The organism is bacterium SCSIO 12741, assembly GCA_024398055.1.
Classification (GTDB): domain Bacteria; phylum Bacteroidota; class Bacteroidia; order Flavobacteriales_G; family Salibacteraceae; genus SCSIO-12741.
The window spans coordinates 846,436-864,970 of record CP073749.1 but is presented as its reverse complement, the minus strand read 5'-3'; the positions used below and the strand labels follow the sequence as shown (position 1 = coordinate 864,970).

14 protein-coding genes are annotated in these 18,535 nt (G+C 44.4%); 4 read left to right on the top strand and 10 right to left on the bottom strand.

Annotated features, from left to right (window positions below; genetic code table 11):
* Window positions 1-12: 12 nt before the first annotated feature.
* The 7 genes from KFE98_03640 to KFE98_03610 all read right to left on the bottom strand — a co-directional run bounded on the left by KFE98_03640 (window position 13) and on the right by KFE98_03610 (window position 7,780).
* Entirely contained in the window at window positions 13-1,188 is a 1,176-nt protein-coding gene (locus tag KFE98_03640) for an acetyl-CoA C-acyltransferase (GenBank protein UTW63260.1), read from the bottom strand.
* Window positions 1,189-1,200: 12 nt separating this feature from the next.
* Window positions 1,201-3,603, bottom strand: a complete 2,403-nt coding sequence (locus tag KFE98_03635; GenBank protein ID UTW63259.1) for a 3-hydroxyacyl-CoA dehydrogenase — start codon at window positions 3,601-3,603, stop codon at window positions 1,201-1,203.
* On the bottom strand, window positions 3,590-4,042 hold the full coding sequence (locus tag KFE98_03630; protein UTW63258.1) for a MarR family transcriptional regulator: 453 nt from the start codon (window positions 4,040-4,042) through the stop codon (window positions 3,590-3,592). The genes KFE98_03635 and KFE98_03630 overlap by 14 nt, the downstream gene beginning before the upstream one ends.
* 61 nt (window positions 4,043-4,103) lie before the next feature.
* Window positions 4,104-4,880 (bottom strand): PorT family protein, encoded by a 777-nt coding sequence (locus KFE98_03625; protein ID UTW63257.1) that lies wholly within the window; start codon window positions 4,878-4,880, stop codon window positions 4,104-4,106.
* Window positions 4,852-5,574: a bifunctional demethylmenaquinone methyltransferase/2-methoxy-6-polyprenyl-1,4-benzoquinol methylase UbiE gene (gene ubiE / locus KFE98_03620; GenBank protein ID UTW63256.1), complete on the bottom strand. Its 723-nt coding sequence runs from the start codon at window positions 5,572-5,574 to the stop codon at window positions 4,852-4,854. Before ubiE ends, KFE98_03625 begins: the two co-directional genes overlap by 29 nt.
* Window positions 5,571-6,674 carry a D-glycero-beta-D-manno-heptose-7-phosphate kinase gene (locus tag KFE98_03615; protein UTW63255.1) on the bottom strand — a complete coding sequence of 368 codons (1,104 nt, stop codon included), beginning with the start codon at window positions 6,672-6,674 and terminating at the stop codon, window positions 5,571-5,573. Before KFE98_03615 ends, ubiE begins: the two co-directional genes overlap by 4 nt.
* The gene (locus KFE98_03610; protein ID UTW64632.1) at window positions 6,587-7,780 is read right to left on the bottom strand and encodes a pyridoxal phosphate-dependent aminotransferase; all 1,194 of its coding nucleotides are present in this window, start codon (window positions 7,778-7,780) and stop codon (window positions 6,587-6,589) included. Before KFE98_03610 ends, KFE98_03615 begins: the two co-directional genes overlap by 88 nt.
* Window positions 7,781-7,958: 178 nt before the next feature.
* Here KFE98_03610 and KFE98_03605 point away from each other — a divergent pair, with 178 nt between their 5' ends.
* Window positions 7,959-8,480: a hypothetical protein gene (locus KFE98_03605; GenBank protein ID UTW63254.1), complete on the top strand. Its 522-nt coding sequence runs from the start codon at window positions 7,959-7,961 to the stop codon at window positions 8,478-8,480.
* Here KFE98_03605 and meaB read toward each other — a convergent pair.
* From meaB to KFE98_03590, 3 genes are read right to left on the bottom strand one after another with little or no spacing between them, the layout of a single operon-like run.
* Window positions 8,477-9,484, bottom strand: a complete 1,008-nt coding sequence (gene meaB / locus KFE98_03600; GenBank protein UTW63253.1) for a methylmalonyl Co-A mutase-associated GTPase MeaB — start codon at window positions 9,482-9,484, stop codon at window positions 8,477-8,479. The genes KFE98_03605 and meaB overlap by 4 nt on opposite strands.
* A gap of 22 nt (window positions 9,485-9,506) precedes the next feature.
* A complete protein-coding gene (locus KFE98_03595) occupies window positions 9,507-9,890 on the bottom strand; it encodes a hypothetical protein (protein ID UTW63252.1) in 384 nt (127 codons plus the stop codon).
* Window positions 9,890-10,606, bottom strand: coding sequence for a hypothetical protein (locus KFE98_03590; protein ID UTW63251.1), 717 nt, complete (start codon window positions 10,604-10,606; stop codon window positions 9,890-9,892). The genes KFE98_03595 and KFE98_03590 overlap by 1 nt, the downstream gene beginning before the upstream one ends.
* 215 nt (window positions 10,607-10,821) lie before the next feature.
* On the opposite strand from KFE98_03590, the gene trxB reads away from it, so the two are divergent.
* From trxB to KFE98_03575, 3 genes are all read left to right on the top strand, one after another.
* Window positions 10,822-11,769 (top strand): thioredoxin-disulfide reductase, encoded by a 948-nt coding sequence (trxB, locus tag KFE98_03585; protein ID UTW63250.1) that lies wholly within the window; start codon window positions 10,822-10,824, stop codon window positions 11,767-11,769.
* Window positions 11,770-11,960: 191 nt separating this feature from the next.
* Entirely contained in the window at window positions 11,961-15,269 is a 3,309-nt protein-coding gene (locus KFE98_03580; protein UTW63249.1) for a BspA family leucine-rich repeat surface protein, read from the top strand.
* A gap of 356 nt (window positions 15,270-15,625) precedes the next feature.
* Window positions 15,626-18,535: a histidine kinase gene (locus KFE98_03575; GenBank protein ID UTW63248.1), complete on the top strand. Its 2,910-nt coding sequence runs from the start codon at window positions 15,626-15,628 to the stop codon at window positions 18,533-18,535.

Below are 18,535 nucleotides of genomic sequence, written 5' to 3'. Positions count from 1 at the left end.
GTTTTTTAGTTCTTAATCCAACAATTCATATACACCGGCAGCACCTTGTCCGGTTCCTACACACATGGTCACGATTCCATATTTCTGTTTTCTCAGTCGCATTTCATTAAACAACTGGACGGATAGCTTGGCTCCGGTACACCCCAGGGGATGACCAAGAGCGATAGCACCGCCGTTTACATTGACGATGTCTGGGTTGAGGCCTGCTTCTCGAATCACTGCGAGAGATTGAGAGGCAAAGGCTTCGTTGAGCTCGATGAGGTCAATATCTTGAAGGGACATGCCTGCCAGTTTCAAGGCCTTTGGAATAGCTTTCACCGGACCAATACCCATGATTTCAGGCTCTACCCCTACAGCTGCGTAAGACAGAAGTCGGGCGATAGGTTTGACGTTGAGCTCCTTGACCATTTTTTCAGACATCACCACTACGAAAGCAGCTCCATCCGAAGTTTGAGAAGCATTACCCGCTGTTACCGAACCATCGGCTGCAAAAACAGGTCGCAACCGAGCGAGAGCCTCCAAATTGGTGTTCGGTCGAACTCCTTCGTCCACGGATAAGGTTTTCTTACGGGTTTTACGTTCTTTTCCGTCAAGGAATACTTCTTCGACTTCTACCGGAGTAACTCCCAGTTGAAGGCGTTCTTCCTGAATGGCCAGAGCCGCTTTTTGATGAGACTTCATGGCAAATTCGTCCTGGTCTTCCCGGCTTACGTTGTAGCGGTTAGCTACTTCTTCTGCGGTTAGGCCCATTCCCCAGTACCACCCGGGATTGTTTTTTCCGATTCGCGCATTTGGAACCACACGCCATCCACCCATAGGAATAAGAGACATACTTTCTGTTCCTCCTGCAATAATGCAATCGGCCATTCCTGCATGAATTTTAGCGGCAGCAATGGATATGGTTTCTAATCCGGATGAGCAATACCGGTTTACGGTCATTCCAGGGACCTTGTCCGTGTCGAAGCTCATCAGGGAGATTAATCGACCTACGTTTAGTCCGTGCTCAGCCTCTGGCATGGCATTACCCACAATGAGGTCATCGATCCGGTCAACTTCTAACTCAGGTACCGAATCCATCAAATCGCGAATAACGTGCATGGCCAGGTCATCTGGGCGGAGAAATCGAAAGGTTCCCCTGTTGGCCTTACCTACAGCCGAACGCTTGGCAGCTACGATGTATGCATCCATTTTTCTATGCGTTTAATTTCTTAATACTTTACCTGTTTTAATAATGCTTTGAAGTCTTTCCAGGGTTTTACGTGTACCACATAATTCCAGGAATGCTCTTCGCTCCATATCCAACAGGTATTGTTCACTTACTTCAGTTATTTCAGAGAGATCTCCGCCACACAGAACCCATCCCAATTTTTCAGAGATCAGCTGATCGTGCTCAGAAATGTAATGACCCGATTTCATTGAATTGGCCCCAACGTATACGATTCCCAATCCTTCCTGACCAAGTACCTTGATGTCGGTTCTTGGAATGGGCTGTGTATATCCACGTTCGGCCATTTCCAAAGCGGCTCTTTTGGCCGTAGACAATTGTAGCTCACGGCTTACGACTACTTCGTCAATTCCCTTTCTTAGGTAGCCTAAATCAAAGGCCTCGTATGCTGAGGTAGATACTTTGGCTTGACCAATGGTCAGGAATCGATCGCGGAAAGTGTTGATTCTGATGTCACCATCTTTAAAACCGTCGGAGCAACGGAGGGCAAATTCTTTGGTTCCACCACCTCCTGGAATAACACCTACTCCAAATTCCACCAAGCCCATATACAGCTCGGAATGAGCCACCACCTTGTCAGCATGCATAGACATTTCACAACCACCACCTAAACAAAGATTGTGAGGGGCTACTACTACGGGAATCGAGGAGTATCTCACCCGCATAATAGTATTCTGAAAGGTTCGAATGGCAAAATCCAGCTCGTCGTATTCCTGCTCAATGGCCATCATGAAAATGAGTCCCACATTGGCGCCTGCCGAGAAGTTGTCTCCGGTATTTGAAATGACCAGACCTTGATATTCTTTTTCGGCCAGGTCTATGGCGTAATTGATTCCGGCGAGAACGTCACCTCCAATCGTATTCATCTTGGTGTGGAACTCCAAATTCAGAATGCCATCACCCAAATCTGTAAGGGTGGTGGAGGCGTTTTTCCAAACCGTATTTTGATCGCGGATAACGTCCAGGGAAATAGTCTTCTCTTGTCCTGGGATCAGGCGGTATTCACCGCTTGCTTTATCGTAGTAGGTCCGTTTGCCGTCTTCTACGCCGTAGAAAGATGTTTTACCTGAAGCTACCATTTCAGCAATCCAGGGAGCTGGAGCATGTCCACTGGCCTCCATTGCCTTTAACGTGTCTTCCAATCCCAGCATGTCCCAGGTTTCGAAAGGACCGTATTTCCAACCAAATCCAGCCCGAATGGCATCATCAATTTTGTATAGCGCATCTGTGATTTCCGGAATTCGGTAACTCACATAGGCGAACAGGGCCATGAATGACCTGCGGTAAAACTCACCAGCTTTGTCCTTGCCCGATACCAACACCTTGAAACGTTCGGCCATGTTTTCTACTGGCTTCGCTGCTTCTAATGTGGCAAATTTTGCTTTTTGGCGGGGGCCATATTCAAGGGTTTTAAGATCAAGTGATAGAATCTCACTTTTACCATTTTCCCCCTTTATTTTTTTGAAGAATCCCTGCTTGGTTTTACTTCCAAACCAGCGATTTTCTACCATTTTCTCGACGTAATCAGGCAACTTGAAAATGGCGCGTTGTTCATCGTTTGGCAGATGTTGTTCCAACCCCTTGGCTACTCGAACCAAGGTATCTAATCCAACCACGTCGCAGGTTCGGAAGGTTGCCGATTTAGGACGGCCAATGAGGGGGCCGGTTAATCGATCAACTTCGTCTACTGTTAGTTCTAATTCATCTACCAAATGGAAGAGGGCCATAATGGAGAAAATTCCAACCCGATTCGCGATAAATGCTGGAGTGTCTTGACACAATACCGTCTGCTTGCCCAGGTATCTCTTGCCATAATCCATTAAGAAGTCAATGACCGAAGAGTCTGTTTTCTGGGTAGGAATAATTTCCAATAAAGCCAGGTACCGAGGCGGGTTAAAAAAGTGAGTCCCGCAGAAGTGCTTTTGAAAATCATCGGAGCGCCCCTGAATCATCATGTTGATAGGGATGCCCGAGGTATTGGAACTGATCAAAGTGCCCGGTTTACGCAATCCATCCAATTTCTCGAACAAGGCTTGCTTAATACCCAGGTCCTCAATAATTACCTCGATAATCCAATCCGTATCACTCACCTTGTTGAGGTCATCGTCCAGGTTTCCGGTTTGTATCCTTGAGGCAAATTTTTTGCTGTAAATAGGGGAGGGGTTTGACTTTAAGGCTTGCTTGAGGGAATCGTTTACAATGCGATTTTTAACCGCCTTGTCCGACAGATTTAACCCCACTTTCTCCTCCTTCTCAGTGAGTGCGTCTGGTGCGCGATCCAACAATAGGACCTCCACACCTACGTTGGCAAAATGACAAGCTATTCGGGAGCCCATCACGCCAGATCCGATAACGGTTACGTGCTTAATTCTCCTCATGCTGAAAAAAAATGTTTTCGTTTTTTAATGATTCGTTTATCAATTCCATCACATCGAAGAAATGTTTACGCTTGCCATTTGGAATTTTCTTGGAGAAAAATTCATTGAAACGAAGAACGGCATCCTTGGATACCTCTCTTTTTTCATGACCCAGTTCGGTCAGGCAAATGCGCACTTTTCTTTTGTCAGAAACGTCAGACTCTTTGTAGATATAACCTTTGTCCTCCATCGTTTTTAACGTACGGGTGAGGCTCCCGGGTTCCATGCCAATTTTCGGTCCAAGCTGGGTGCTTGGAGTTCCCTCATTCATGTCGATGTTAAGCAATACATACCCCATCGTCATGGTTAATTCGTGGCGCGAAGCGATCAAATTATACTGTCTTTGAATGCCGTGCCATGCCCATCTGATAGGGAAGTCAATAGTGTCTTCAGGTTTCATATGACCCAAATTTAGATAAAAAAATACTATGCTCGCATAGTATTTTAAAGAATTTAAGAGATTACCCTTCGAAGGTAAAAGACACCAGAAAGATACGTGATTTCAGGTAGTTAAGCGGGGTGGCAAACAAAGTATTATCCTGAATCAGGTTATTGTTTAGCCCCATGGAAAGTTTAAATTCCGGAGAGAACTTAAAGTAGGGTAGAAAGAAATCAAACCCCGCTCCGATCTGATAACTGTAGGTATGTTGATTAAGTTTGATAACGATATCATCGGGGTTAACCGATTCATTGACCACGTCGTGCTGACTCACCAAATCGTAGCTATACATGAATCCACCGACTACATAAGCTGCAAAATTGTGATACCGGGCTGAACGTAATTTGAGGTTCAGGGGAAAGTCCAGGTAGGTGGATTCAACTGGTTTTATGTACTTCTTGTTTTGACTCCCTGCGAAACTTGTATAGGTATATTCCATGTTTCGTTGGCAGAAAGACAGAGTAGGAATAAACCGTAGACTTACGTGTTTGCCAAAGTGAAGAGCTCCTACAATTCCGAGATTAAAACCCAATTGAGGATTCGTTTCAACAATCTTGAGTGAGTCATTTCTACTTAAGTCATTCTCCTGGCGGAAACCAGCCGTGTTTACACCCAAGGAAAATCCGAAATGGACCAATTTATCATCGAAGGTAGAAAGGTTGGTAATCTTCTTCAGCTTATAGCGATGCCGTTGAGCCTGAACCTGGGTGGCGCTCAATAGGAGGAAGAGGGTAATCCCGGTAAGTATGTACAAACGACTTGTCAATCCGCTATCTTTCGCCCAAATATATAGATGCAATACCAAATGTTAGTGGAATGCATTGACCATTTCTAAATCCAACCTCTTTTAGAATAGACATGAACTCATCTCCATAAGGAAAGGCGTCCACCGATTCAGGTAGGTAAGTGTATGCTCTGGAGTCCTTTGAAATCGTTTTTCCGATAAAAGGCAGAATCGCTTTGAAATAGAATTGGTAGATCTGTTTAATAGGAAATGCCTGAGGCTTCGAAAATTCGATAATGGCCACTTTGCCACCAGGCTTAAGCACCCGATGCATTTCCGACAGACCAGCTTTTAGGTTTTCAAAGTTTCGCACGCCGAAGGAAACGGTAATAGCGTCAAACATATTGTCAGAGAAGGGAAGGTTTTCTGAATCGCCATATTTCAGCTCGATTTTTCCTTCCAGTCCGCGTTTTTTCACTTTTTCAACACCCACGGCCAGCATTTCGCGGCTAATGTCCACTCCAGTGATTTTGTCTGGATTTAAGCTCATCGCTTCCAAGGCGAAGTCACCAGTTCCAGTTGCAATGTCAAGCAATTGCTTAGGTGCTGAGGGCTTAAGCAGCTTGATGGCTTTTTTTCTCCAGGTAATATCAATGCCCATGGAGAGAAGGTGATTGAGCAAGTCGTAGTTGGCAGAGATGTTGTCAAACATTTCTGCTACTTGTTCCTTCTTGCTGGAATCGGATTCGTAAGGTGTTACTTTGCTCATGCTGTATAGGAATCTTCCTGATTGAGTGATAAACATTCTTTAAGGAGGTCTTCATGCAAAATGGGAACAACCCCCACTTGCTCGCATACCAAACCTCCGGCCAGGTTAGCAATTTCGGCCAAGTTTTGAGGTGAGGTGCCCGCCGCCAGGCAAAGAGCCGCAACGGAGATTACCGTGTCTCCGGCTCCGGATACATCGGCGATATTTCTTAAGTGAGCCGGAATAATGGAGGATTCACCTTTAGACGAAATGTAAACGCCTTTTTCAGATAGGGTAATCAAGGAAGTTTCGTGATTCAGCTTTTTAGTCAATTGCTGATTCGCTTCATTCAATCCATCAACGTCCGTTTGAAAATCCAAAAGATTAAGACCGTCCTTCAATTCTTTGAGATTGGGCTTAAACAAGGTCACTTTTTCGTAATGCAGGAAGTTTTTTCTCTTGGGATCAACAGCTGTGGGAATTTGATTGGCATTGCAATACTCCACCACCTTTTCAATCACCGTTCGATCGATCACTCCTTTATCGTAATCTTCAAAAATTACCACACCCACCTCTTCTTTCTTCAAGATAGACAAGATGTGGTCGATAAAGTTCAGGCGATCTTCGTCACTCAATGGCTCGATACGCTCTTCGTCAATTCGGAGCATGTGCTGACTGCCTGAGATAATCCGAGTTTTAACCGTTGTTTTTCTGGATTTGGATTGCAGGATTCCACGGGATGGAATTCCTTCGTTTTCCAACAATCCGATCAAATCACTACCATTTGGATCGGCACCAATAACGGAGCAGATGATCGGTGTGGCCTTCATGGCTGCCAGGTTAACGGTTACATTCCCTGCTCCACCCAATCGGGTTTCCCGTGAAGTAACTTCTACCACCGGAACTGGAGCTTCTGGAGAAATGCGTTCGATTTTGCCTCGGTAATAAGCGTCAATCATAACGTCACCGATGATCAATACCTTTTGGTTGATAAAGCTGTCGAACAGCGTATTTATTTCGTGATTACTTAATGTCAATGTAAACGGTTTAAGTGTTTTTTCATGCGGGCAGCAGCCTCTTTGAGTTGATCCTGAGAAGCGGCATACGATAGTCGAATGCATTCAGGATTACCAAATGCTTCCCCTGTTACCACACCTACATGAGCTTCTTTGAGTAGATACATGCTTAGGTCGCTGGCATTGTTGATTTCATATCCATCCGTTTTCTTTCCGAAAAATTCAGAAATATCCGGGAAGAGATAAAAGGCTCCAGGTGGACGGTTGCAACGAATACCTGGAATTTCGCTTAGCAATTCAATCATCAAATTGCGACGGAGCAAAAATTCATCACGCATGTAGGCAACTTTTGCCGGATCGGCTTCCACGGCAGCTTGTGCTGCTTTTTGGGAAATGCCGCTTGGAGCGGAAGTAAATTGCCCTTGCATTTTGGAGCAAGCTTGAGCAACCCACAGCGGGGCTCCGATATATCCAATTCTCCAACCGGTCATGGCAAAACCTTTGGAAACACCATTAACGGTGATGACCTGATCAAAAATTTCTGCATTGGTGGCTAAAGACGCATGGCGTGATTCAAAATTGATCATTTCATAAATCTCATCTGAAATCACCATCAGATTGGGGTACCTGGCAATGACCTTAGCCAATTGCGTTAACTCCTCAGCGGTGTATACCGAACCACTTGGGTTGCATGGTGAACTGAAAATGATCAACCGGGTATTCGGTGTGATCGCATTTTCCAATTGTTCTGCCGAGATTTTAAAATCCCGGTCGATCGACGTTTCGACGGGTACTGGAATTCCACCCGCCAATTTGACGATTTCATAATAGCTTACCCAATATGGAGCGGGAAGTAAAACTTCCTGACCTTCGTTAACAATGCTCAAAACAATGTTGGCCAGGGATTGCTTAGCTCCCGTTGAAATGACGATTTGATCAGCTGGATAATCCAGGTTGTTATCCCTTTTAAACTTGGCAGAAATGGCCTGCCTTAATTCGAGATAACCGTTAACTGGTGGATAATGAGAGTAATTATCATCAATGGCCTTTTTGGCAGCATCTTTAATGAAATCCGGAGTATTGAAATCAGGTTCACCCAGACTCAGACTAATGATATCAAGCCCTTGAGCTTTCATCTCCCGACTCAATCGTGCCATCGCCAGCGTTTGCGATTCAGACAAGGCTTGGATTCTGTCTGACAGTCGCTCCATGGTTTCTTGCGTCATGCTGCAAAGCTATAAAATTGGGGCGCTTGGTGGAATACTATTCTAGGGAAGGTGACGTTATGAAGCAAATTACGATATTTGGCCCCCTGAAAGTTGGACCTCGGGTTTCACAATCCGATGTTTAATCACCCTGCAGGGTTACCCAAATCGAAAAAAGGAGACCATGGATATAGTGCTTGAAATATTGAAATTGACGATTCCCGGAATGATCGTTTTCCTAACTACTTTTTACATGCTGAAGCAGGTATTGGAAAGTCAGTACAAGAGAAAGGAATTGGAACTCCGCAGAGAGGCTCGTCAGGCTTTTACTCCTACGAAGGTGAACGCTTATGAGCGTTTAACGCTGTTTTTGGAGCGCATCCATCCCTCAGAGTTGGTTTTGCGGACTCATAAAAAAGGAATGAAAGGTCGTCATTTTCAATCTGAATTGGTCAAGTCCATCCGGACCGAGTATCAGCATAATCTAACCCAACAGCTATATGTTTCTCCTGAGGCTTGGGGCTTGATTAAAATTGCGAAAGAAGAGACCATTAAGCTGATCAATATTGCAGCCTCCAACATGCCCGAAAATGCATCCGGAATTGATTTGAGCAACATGATTTTTCAAATCATGATGAAAATGAAGGAAAATCCAGTGGATGTAGCCAAGGACTACTTGCGCAGAGAGTTGCGTAAAAGTCTTTAGATCTCGTCCAGAAGTTGATCGGCCGCATAGAATGGGCTAACCTGGCCTTGAACAATGGCCTTTTCCAAATCTTTTATTCTTTCTTGAACCTTTGGTTCATCGAGGAAACGACTCTTGAGCTTTTCAGTTAGACTTTGTCTAAACCATTGCAAAGATTGCTGCCCACGTCTGTTTTCGAAATGATTGTTTTCCTGTACTTGGGTTAAAAAATCCTGGGCTTTGTCCCAAAGTTCAGATATGCCTTCGTGCTTTAGCGCTGAACAAGTCATAACAGGAGTGGTCCATCCATTTGGATTTGGTGGGAAGTAGTGCAACGCTGCAGCCAATTGTTTTTGAGCCAAACGAGCTTTTTTCTCGTTTTGTCCATCGGCTTTGTTGATGACGATCAGATCGGCCATTTCCATGATGCCCCGTTTAATTCCCTGCAGTTCATCACCTGCACCAGGTAACATGAGGAGCATAAAAAAGTCGACCATGGAATGTACTTCCGTTTCACTTTGACCAACACCTACCGTTTCCACGATGACCACATCAAATCCCGCCGCCTCGCAAAGCAGAATGCTCTCTTTTGTGGTTTGAGCCACTCCGCCCAAAGAATCTCCGGACGGGGAGGGGCGAATAAAAACCGAAGGATGCACACTCAGAGTTTCCATCCGGGTTTTATCACCTAAGATGCTGCCCTTGCTCATTTGACTACTAGGATCAATGGTAAGTACTGCAACCTGATGACCGGCATCGGCAAGCGTAGTACCAAAGGATTCAATAAAGGTACTTTTCCCCACGCCAGGCACCCCGGTGATTCCGATCCGAATCGATTTTTTGGGTTGTTGCAGAGCTTGATTGATCAGCTGATGGGCCTTTACCCGGTGCTGAGGTTTTTTACTTTCCAGCCAGGTTATGCCTTGAGCCAAAAGGTAACGATCGCCCGATTGAATTCCGGCAAGAATCTGCTCTACGGAAGGTTCCTTCCTTTTTTTGAGGTGAAAGTTTTTGTTCGTGGACACGGGTCAAAAATAACCCAAAATGTTAACGCCACTTTTGGTCAAATGCGACTATGGGTGACTCACAATTTCCGGATTTTACATCGCTGATGGAACCGGTGAATGAAACACCTACGCGAAGCGTATTGCGAACCAGGGCCTCTTGGGTGATTTCTACATTTCTCAATTCTCCTAAATCCTGGTATTCCCGAGAAAGCGTTCCCTGGTCAAATTGGAGCATCACCCGATAGGTGGAATCTCCATTGGCGTTTACCTCCTTGAATTCGATAGCCGAAATACCAGCATGGAACTTGGAAGTGTACCATTCACAAGGACCGGATTCCTGACATGCAGAAAGCATTAGGATCAAAGAAAAAAGGATGGAAAAGGAAAGGAAGGAGCCTACTCGGCCCGAAAAAAATGCCGTCATCAATTAAAATACTTGTCGTTCCAATTGTCGGAGGAAAAATCCTGCGACGTCATCACGCCATAAATCAGTGATGCGAAAAACAATAACCCACCGGTGACCAGAAAAAGGTAGCCGTGAAGTTGAATCCGCATACCGGTAGACGCTTGATCCGCCAAAAGTAAGCTATCCGGGAAAATCAAAGTAAGAAGAAGCGAGACCATAATTACCGACTTGATCAGGTGGCTCATGCTAATCCAAGGGTAGGATATGACTTTCCGAAAACGACTCATATCACGTCCCCATTGATGAACCAGTAAAAAACGATCGTCTCCCACGCGTAGAAAGAGCAAGGGGTCGTTTGTGCAATCCCTGAGTTGGAATTTTTCGGCCGGTGCAGCGATTCGAAAATCAGCAGCTTTCATGCCTAGTAAATCCTGGTACTTATGAATAATAAACTGGGCCTTGGGAGGAATGTCTCCTTTGTATAAGTGGAGGGGGAGAAATCGCAAACGGTAGCGAAGGCAAATGGTTCGGATAGAAGATTGGCAAAAACTGCTTTCCGAAACTTGGTAAGAGAGGGTAGGGCGAGAAGAGGGACTTTGAATTTGTTCAATCAATACCTCCTCCAGCTTTCGGTTACGCAAAATATAGTTCGCCTCCCGAATAATGCTTTTTTGCTTTTCGTATTCTTCCTCTCGTTTTAATTCTCTGACAAGAGGGTTATCCACTTTACTCATAACCTCCCGTTGTTTGTTCCACTAAAGGTAATGATTAAGTGGTTTCGTGGTCCGGCTTTTTTTAGGCGCCGTTAGGATTGATTTTATTCCCTCGTCAACGACTTGCACAATGTGGTAAGTAGATGACCTAAAAATGTGTTAACAAGGCACTAAAAGACTTTTTTCCTACCTGAGTGCGAACTACATTTGCTACCCTTATTACAATAGATTAAACCATGGAAGTAAAAGAACATCATAAATGTGTGATTATCGGTTCGGGTCCTGCTGGATATACAGCTGCGATTTACGCCGCTCGTGCCGATCTTAGTCCCGTAATGATTCAGGGTATGCAACCTGGAGGGCAGTTAATGGATACCACTGAGGTGGAAAATTTTCCTGGTTACCCGGAAGGTGTTACCGGCCCTAACATGATGGAAGAATTCAAAAAGCAAGCTGAAAGATTTGATACCGACATTCGTTACGGTTTTGTAACTGAGGTGAAATTTGAAGGTCCTATTCACTACGTTCAAGTGGATGGTGGTGATTGGATTTCAGCTGATAGTGTAATCATTTCAACAGGTGCTTCAGCCAAATGGCTTGGGTTGGAATCTGAGATCCGCTTGAGAGACATGGGTGGAGGAGTATCTGCCTGTGCGGTTTGTGACGGTTTCTTCTACCGTGGAAAAGATGTAGCCATCGTTGGAGCTGGTGATACCGCTGCAGAAGAGGCTACTTACCTGGCCAAATTGTGTAATAAAGTTTACATGATTGTTCGCAAGGACCACATGCGTGCTTCTAAAGCGATGCAGCACCGGGTTGAGAATACCGAAAACATCGAAATTTTGTACAACCATGAAACCCAGGAAGTATTGGGTGAGAATGGGGTAGAAGGTGCTCGTTTGTTGAACAACAAAACCAATGAAGAAACGACCATCAATGTGGAAGGATTCTTTGTTGCTATTGGCCATAAGCCTAACACAGACATTTTCAAGGGATGGCTCGATTTGGATGACGTTGGATACATTCTAAACAAGCCAGGTACTTCTCAAACCAATATTGAAGGAGTATTCGTTTCCGGTGATGCGGCTGATAAAGTATATCGCCAGGCAGTAACTGCCGCTGGAACCGGTTGTATGGCTGCCCTGGATGCTGAGCGTTACTTGGCTGCCAAGGGGATTCACTAAGAGATACCACATTCATAAAATGAAAGGCTGCTCCGGATCGGGGTGGCCTTTTTTTATGCGGTTTTGAAACCGGATTGATTCATTATGAATCTGGGGTGCGCAGCTGTGAAATGGTTTCTGCTTAGACCCGCCAGCCTCCGTACTTTGAGGAATTATCTTTTGTTTACTAACTCTGTTAAAATCAATTAGCTATGAAAAAAGAAATTCCCTTTTTTATGCTCCTGCTTTTAGTCGTTGGGGCCTTGCCTGCCCAGGTGATAACAACAACCTGGTACCTGGAGCCTGGATCGGATAATAAGGTGGTTATTCCTACTCATCCGGGGGTATCCTATATCTATGACTATGATGTCGATTGGGATGGTGATGGAATTTACGATGTGATGGGCGCAACAGGAAATGTGTCCCACGTTTATTCAAGTTCAGGTGCGCAAACGGTCCACATTAGGCCGAATAACAGTAGCACCTTTCCAGCGTTTTTCTTTCGAGGATTGGATCACGATGATCGGATAAAGTTGACCGGTGTCACAGATTGGGGAGGAACCCAATGGCAAACGTTCGGACTCGCCTTCTATGGATGCTCCAACTTGACTACTTTACCAGCCAATGCGCCTGACTTGTCTCAAGTCACCGATATAAGCTATGCCTTCAGCGGAGCAACGTCTTTCGATGTAGATATATCTAATTGGGATGTTTCCAACATTACCGATATGCGCGGAACCTTTATGAATGCCTCCAGCTTCAATCAGAATTTATCCAATTGGGCGGTTAATGCTGTAACGGACATGTCCTCTCTCTTTGCTGGAGCTTCAGCCTTTAATCAACCCTTAGCTAATTGGAATACGGGTGCTGTTACTAATATGAGCGCCATGTTTGCCAATGCGACTTCCTTTAACTATGATTTTCAGCAATCTTCCAGTTGGACCACGTCTTCGGTAGAAGATATGTCTCACCTATTCGAAGGGGCGGTTTCTTTTGATCAGTACATAGGAGATTGGGACATGTCGAGTGCAACCGATTTGAATAACATGTTGAGCGCATCAGGGCTTTCTGATTGTAACTACCAGGCCACCTTGAACGGATGGGAGTCTCAAGTGGGAATAGCGTCCAATTTGGTACTTGGTGCTGATGGACTTTTCTATGGATCATCTTTTACTTCGAGAGCAAACCTGATGAGTAACAAAGGATGGCAGTTTGATGGAGATCACCAGAGTAAATACGACGTTTGTCCAGATCCGAGTTGGTTTGTAACGAGATGGAGTATTCCGGCAGGAGGAACAACCGTGGTAACTATTCCTACCCAAGCCAGTCTTGGTAATTATCAATACAACTATGATATCGATTGGGACAATGATGGCGTTTTTGATCCCGTTGATCAAGGTTTAACCGGTGATGCTTCCCATAGTTATGTGAACACAGGTAGTGCACCGATGACCGTAACCATCAATATTCGCGGAACCTTCCCCGCTATTTGGTTTAACAATGGAGGTAGTAAAGATTTGATTACCGAGATTGTTCAATGGGGTGATATTCAGTGGTCGTCTTTTGTAGATGCCTTTTACGGATGTACGCATTTGACATTAGGAGCTCATTTACCTCCTGATATGAGCAATGTAACCAGTGCCCACGAAATGTTTCGGGAGTGCACCAGCTTCGTTGGCCCGATGCAGGATTGGGATATGTCCAACGTGAGCGACCTGAGTGGAATGTTCAATGGGGCAAGCTCGCTCATAGATGGTGGCGTGGGATCCTGGGAGAACTCAGCCACCGGCCGTACCACCAGCGGTTTTGTGGATCTAACCAATCTATTTGCAGGTTGTACGCAGTTCAATGCGAACATATCCAATTGGAACACTTCATCCGTTACCCACCTGACAAGAACCTTCTTAAATGCCCAGTCTTTTAATCAACCCATTGGCTCATGGGATGTGGGTAAAGTAACCACCATGATCGAAACTTTTGCATTGACCAAAAAATTCGATCAGGATATTTCGGATTGGAATGTGAGCAAGGTAACTCGAATGCTCGGTATGTTCAATGGAGCGGAAGTTTTTAATAATGGTGGAATAGATAAGCTGGGTAATTGGGAAAGAACTTCTCCAGACGTGAGTACCCTGGCCAATGTTTGGGATATGGAGTATTTCTTCTTTAAGGCTTACAAGTTCGATCAGGATATTTCCAATTGGAATACAGCAGGAGCAACTACTATGAAGTCTATGTTCAATCATAGTTTGGTGTTTGATCAGGACTTGAGTGCCTGGAATGTTTCCAATGTTACCAATATGGAAAAGATGTTTTTTCAGGCCAATTCATTTACCAATGGAGGGCAGCCTTTGAACGGGTGGGAAAGAACTTCGCCAACGTCAAGCTCCACGGCCAATGTGACTACAATGTTTAACATGTTTGCCTTTTCTGATTTTAATTCAGGAATTGACAACTGGGATGTAAGTTCGGTCACGAATATGAGCAATATGTTTCGGGCATCTCCCTTCAACAAAAGTGTGGGAAGTTGGGATGTTTCCTCCGTTCAAGACATGAGTTTCATGTTTGCCAATACCCCATTTAACCAAGCTCTGAATAATTGGGAACGATCAACTTCGGGGAATACGAGCACAACCCAAAACGTGAAGAACATGTCGTCTATGTTCTACAATGCCAATGATTTTAATCAACCCATTGGTGATTGGAACGTTACAGCGGTTGAAAACATGAGCTACATGTTTGCCTCCAGTAATGCAGCTAACAACTATTCATTCAACCAACCTTTGGCCAATTGGCAAAGATCGACGACAGGGAATTCAAGTACACTTGTCAATGTAAAAAATATGCTACGAATGTTCTGGTATACCGATCATTTTGATCAGCCTATTGGTAATTGGAATGTTTCCAATGTGGAGAACATGTTCAGTATGTTTGATCATGCCTCTGCTTTCAATCAGTCTTTGGGTAACTGGAAGCTGAATAGCATTGTAAACGCTCCACAATCAGGATTACTTCGCATGTTGGATGATTGTGGAATGAATAGAGCGAACTATGACTTAACCTTACATGGGTGGAATCAGAATGGCAACATAGTTCCGAACGTGGACCTTGGTGCGCAGAATATGAATTTTTGTAGTGAACTTCATTCGGGGTCTGGAGCTACGGCCATTACCAATATTGAGCACCAAAGAGGATGGACGATTACTGGTGATGGTGAGAACTGTAACGTTCCAAAGGCTCCGGGTGGTAGTCTGAATTCGGGTTCAAACAGTGGAGCCTTGAATCAGATGTCTATCTATCAACCTGCTCAGGGGGTGCTTCAAGTAGACCAAAGCAATCCTACGAAGCCAAATACTCAGTTAACGGTAAAGGTCTTTAGTGCTTCCGGGCAATTGGTGTATCAAGCCAAGCAATCGGCGAGCAACAACCAGTTTTACCTACCGGGTATAGCTACCGGAATTTATACTGTAACGGTTGAAGCCGATCAAAAGGTGCACAACCAAAAAATACAACTGCGCTAAGAGTAAGTTTTATCTATAGATAGAGTTGAGGTCGAAATAAGCGGCCCGATGCGCATATCCCTCCTTCCAGGATTTTCTGGAGGAGGGATTTTTTTTGCGATATACCAACTATGGGTGAACCAGATGGTTTTAATAGGTGTAGGGAATTAAGTTTGGTTTCCTACTTTAGTGTTCGATGACAGATACCCAAATCTCATATCAAAACTGACTTCAATCGATCTGTGCTATTAAACCTATCCCTTCAAGCCTTCTTCAGACATTTAAAAAGGTTCATTTGTACACACCTATGGGCACCTTGCTTATTTCCCTTTCTGCTCCTAATAGCTGCTCATCTCAGCGGGTATGCGCAAAAACCATTGCGGGCTATCGCTACGGATGCTGATTTTATTGGAAGGGATCAGTTTGGGGAGGGTAGGGTATATGATATGCATGTAGACGAGCGTGGAGTGTTATGGATTTTAGGAAACGGGGGCGATTTGTATACCTATTCCGGTGGCTCGAAAACCACCAGGATTCCTTTTTCGACCAATTCTCCAAGACGATTATATACGGCCCTGCACTCCGGCTATCAAGGGAAAATCTGGTTGAGTAGTCTGTACGGGATCGCCTATGTTGAAAATGATAGCATTTATGAACTTTCCATACCGGAACCGTATTCGGATAAGTGGACGCGTGGTTTTGAAGCAGTTTATAGCGATAGCTCAGGAACACTTCATCTTGCCCCCAGGGGCTTTGGGTATTATACCGTATCCAAGGATGGGGAGTTTACCGAGCAAATTGGCCGAAAGGATGGACTGCGCGGTCATGGTGTATTGGTTTTGGGGGATGGAAGGCTCTTCAATTTCTACGTTACAGATCCTATTCAAAAAAGTCTTTCACGTGGAATTTATTGGATTGAAAAGGATGCTGAGCCCAAATTGATTTTAGTAACGAATGAAAATACCATCTACGAAACTTCATTGGTACAACATGCTGATAGTTCCTATTCATTTTCTATTGGAAATCAGTTGATTATTCGATTTAAATCCGGTAAACTCATTGAAGAAAAGAACTTTCCGCATAAGGTCATAAAGCTGTTTACCGATAGCCGAAATGATCTGTGGATTGGTACTTTGGATCAAGGGATTTTTAGGGCAAAGGGAGGCTCCTTTTCGGATATGGATCATTTCCGGTCAGAGGCATCCGAGGCGGTGGTAACAGAAGGCCAAAACGGCGGACTTTGGATAAAGTCAAGTCAAAAAGGCTTTGGATTTATAGCCCATCCCTCGGCACCCCATTATTCCGAACGAAACGGATTTCCGGAGATGAATCGAGTATCAGACTTTACTTCTGTTCCCGGTGGTGTAATTGCTGTTATGCCTGATACCTTTTTGTTACGCATTGAGAAAGATTCAATTACAACCATTAGATTACCTGATGAAGTATCCGGTAAGGAATACCGACAGTATCCGGTATACGTTGTTTTCAATGATAAGACCGGGGAGCTTTGGGTGAGCTATAGTTCGAAAGTGATGGTTTATGATGGCTCCAATTGGAGGTTCATAAATTTATCTCGGGAGTTAATTGGTCAAAGATATCTTATAAAGCTTGCCGTACTTAACGATGGAACCGTAGTAGGAGCGACCACAAAAAATCTGGTTGTTGTTTCTGCGGAAGAACCCTATTTAATATCAAACTGGGCGCCTTGGAGAATAACCGATTTTATAGAAGATCCGGAAGGCACTATATGGGTGGCGAGTGACAAAGGGCTTTGGAAATTGGAAAATGAGGTGTTTGTGCGGCCTTTTGATGAAATACCGGAGGAATTGACCAAGTTGAATTTTGACTTTATCTGGGCTCATGATCGACTGTGGTTCAGTACCCTTGATTATGGATTCATGAATGTTGATCGAACAGGGGATTTCAACATAGCTAAAAATAAAGACGGGAGTAACCTTTTTCTGATTGGATATTGTACCGGACCTGATGGAAATATATGGAGCAGATGGAGCAGTGTAAGTGGCTACCTATGTCGAATTGGCTGGGAAAATGATCAACCTCAAATGGACTATCTGCATTTTGATAATCTAGCCTCGAGGGATTATGATATGTTCTCCTTTGTGATTCAGGGAGATTATCTTTTTTACGGCTCGAAAGAGGGTGTGTTTATCCAAAAAACTAATGAGATTTTGCCCGTTTCTCAACTTCCCTCTGTACTCATAACCGATGTAGGAGTCAATAACAAGAGGGTGGGGCTTAAGGATTCCTATGAGTTAGATTATTTCGAAAACGATCTTTACTTCACTTTTTCGGGATTGTCCTATTCCATGAAGGAATTGGATTTTCGATATCAATTGCTTGGTCAGGATTCTTCCTGGGTGCCCTCTGAATACGAGAATGTGAGGTATACCAACCTTCCATCCGGAGCGTACACCTTTAAGGTTCAAGCCAAGTTAAAAGGCGCCTTTTGGGGAGAATCCACGATCGTGCAAATAAACATTCGCCCTCCATTTTGGGAGACTTGGTGGTTTAGAATTGGCGTGGTTGTGGCCGCTCTTTTTGGGCTGTTTGGGATTATCCGTTGGCGTACCGATCAGGTGAAAAAGCTGGAGCAACGGAAAGCCAAATTAGTCACCGAACGAGCTTACCTTGAACTCAAGGCTCTGAAGGCCCAGATTAACCCCCATTTCATTTTTAACTCGATTTCTTCGGTCTCCTATTACATGCTCGAAAATGATTCGGTCAAAGCGGAGTCCTATCTCAAAAAATTTGCCCGGCTGATGAGGCTGGTACTCGAGAATTCGGATAAAAATGCCATTTCGTTGAGGGGTGAACTTTCTATGTTAGAGCACTACGTAGACCTGGAATCAGAGCGTTTTTCCGGTGATCGAATCGAATTAATTCTGGAATTTGGAGAATTGGACCTGGATGAGATTCAAATACCTCCGTCTTTGTTGCAGCCCTATGTGGAGAATGCGGTTAGACATGGTTTGAAGGATAAACTGAGTGACCGTAAAATTTGGATCAAGGGAAGAAGAGAAGGTGAGAACCTAATCCTAACGGTGGAGGATAATGGTATTGGTAGGAAGGCAGCTTCGCTCAAACCTGCTGCCGGCAATAATCATCGCTCCTATGGCATATTAGTGGCCACACGTCGTATCGAGGCTTTGAATATGGATAAACAATCCCAATTTGAAGTTGAAGATGTGATCAGTCCTGAAGGTGATGTCCTGGGGACAAAGGTTACTTTTTCGATTCCTTTGGTAATTTCAAAAACGATCAATTAA

What these genes read in the sequence shown, in the direction of transcription:
- KFE98_03595 (UTW63252.1), bottom strand. Translation starts at nt 9,890, where the DNA reads ATGACGGCATTTTTTTCGGGCCGAGTAGGCTCCTTCCTTTCCTTTTCC.
- ubiE (UTW63256.1), bottom strand. Translation starts at nt 5,574, where the DNA reads ATGAGCAAAGTAACACCTTACGAATCCGATTCCAGCAAGAAGGAACAA.
- KFE98_03630 (UTW63258.1), bottom strand. Translation starts at nt 4,042, where the DNA reads ATGAAACCTGAAGACACTATTGACTTCCCTATCAGATGGGCATGGCAC.
- KFE98_03605 (UTW63254.1), top strand. Translation starts at nt 7,959, where the DNA reads ATGGATATAGTGCTTGAAATATTGAAATTGACGATTCCCGGAATGATC.
- KFE98_03580 (UTW63249.1), top strand. Translation starts at nt 11,961, where the DNA reads ATGAAAAAAGAAATTCCCTTTTTTATGCTCCTGCTTTTAGTCGTTGGG.
- trxB (UTW63250.1), top strand. Translation starts at nt 10,822, where the DNA reads ATGGAAGTAAAAGAACATCATAAATGTGTGATTATCGGTTCGGGTCCT.
- KFE98_03610 (UTW64632.1), bottom strand. Translation starts at nt 7,780, where the DNA reads ATGGAGCGACTGTCAGACAGAATCCAAGCCTTGTCTGAATCGCAAACG.
- KFE98_03635 (UTW63259.1), bottom strand. Translation starts at nt 3,603, where the DNA reads ATGAGGAGAATTAAGCACGTAACCGTTATCGGATCTGGCGTGATGGGC.
- KFE98_03640 (UTW63260.1), bottom strand. Translation starts at nt 1,188, where the DNA reads ATGGATGCATACATCGTAGCTGCCAAGCGTTCGGCTGTAGGTAAGGCC.
- KFE98_03590 (UTW63251.1), bottom strand. Translation starts at nt 10,606, where the DNA reads ATGAGTAAAGTGGATAACCCTCTTGTCAGAGAATTAAAACGAGAGGAA.
- KFE98_03615 (UTW63255.1), bottom strand. Translation starts at nt 6,674, where the DNA reads ATGCATTCGACTATCGTATGCCGCTTCTCAGGATCAACTCAAAGAGGC.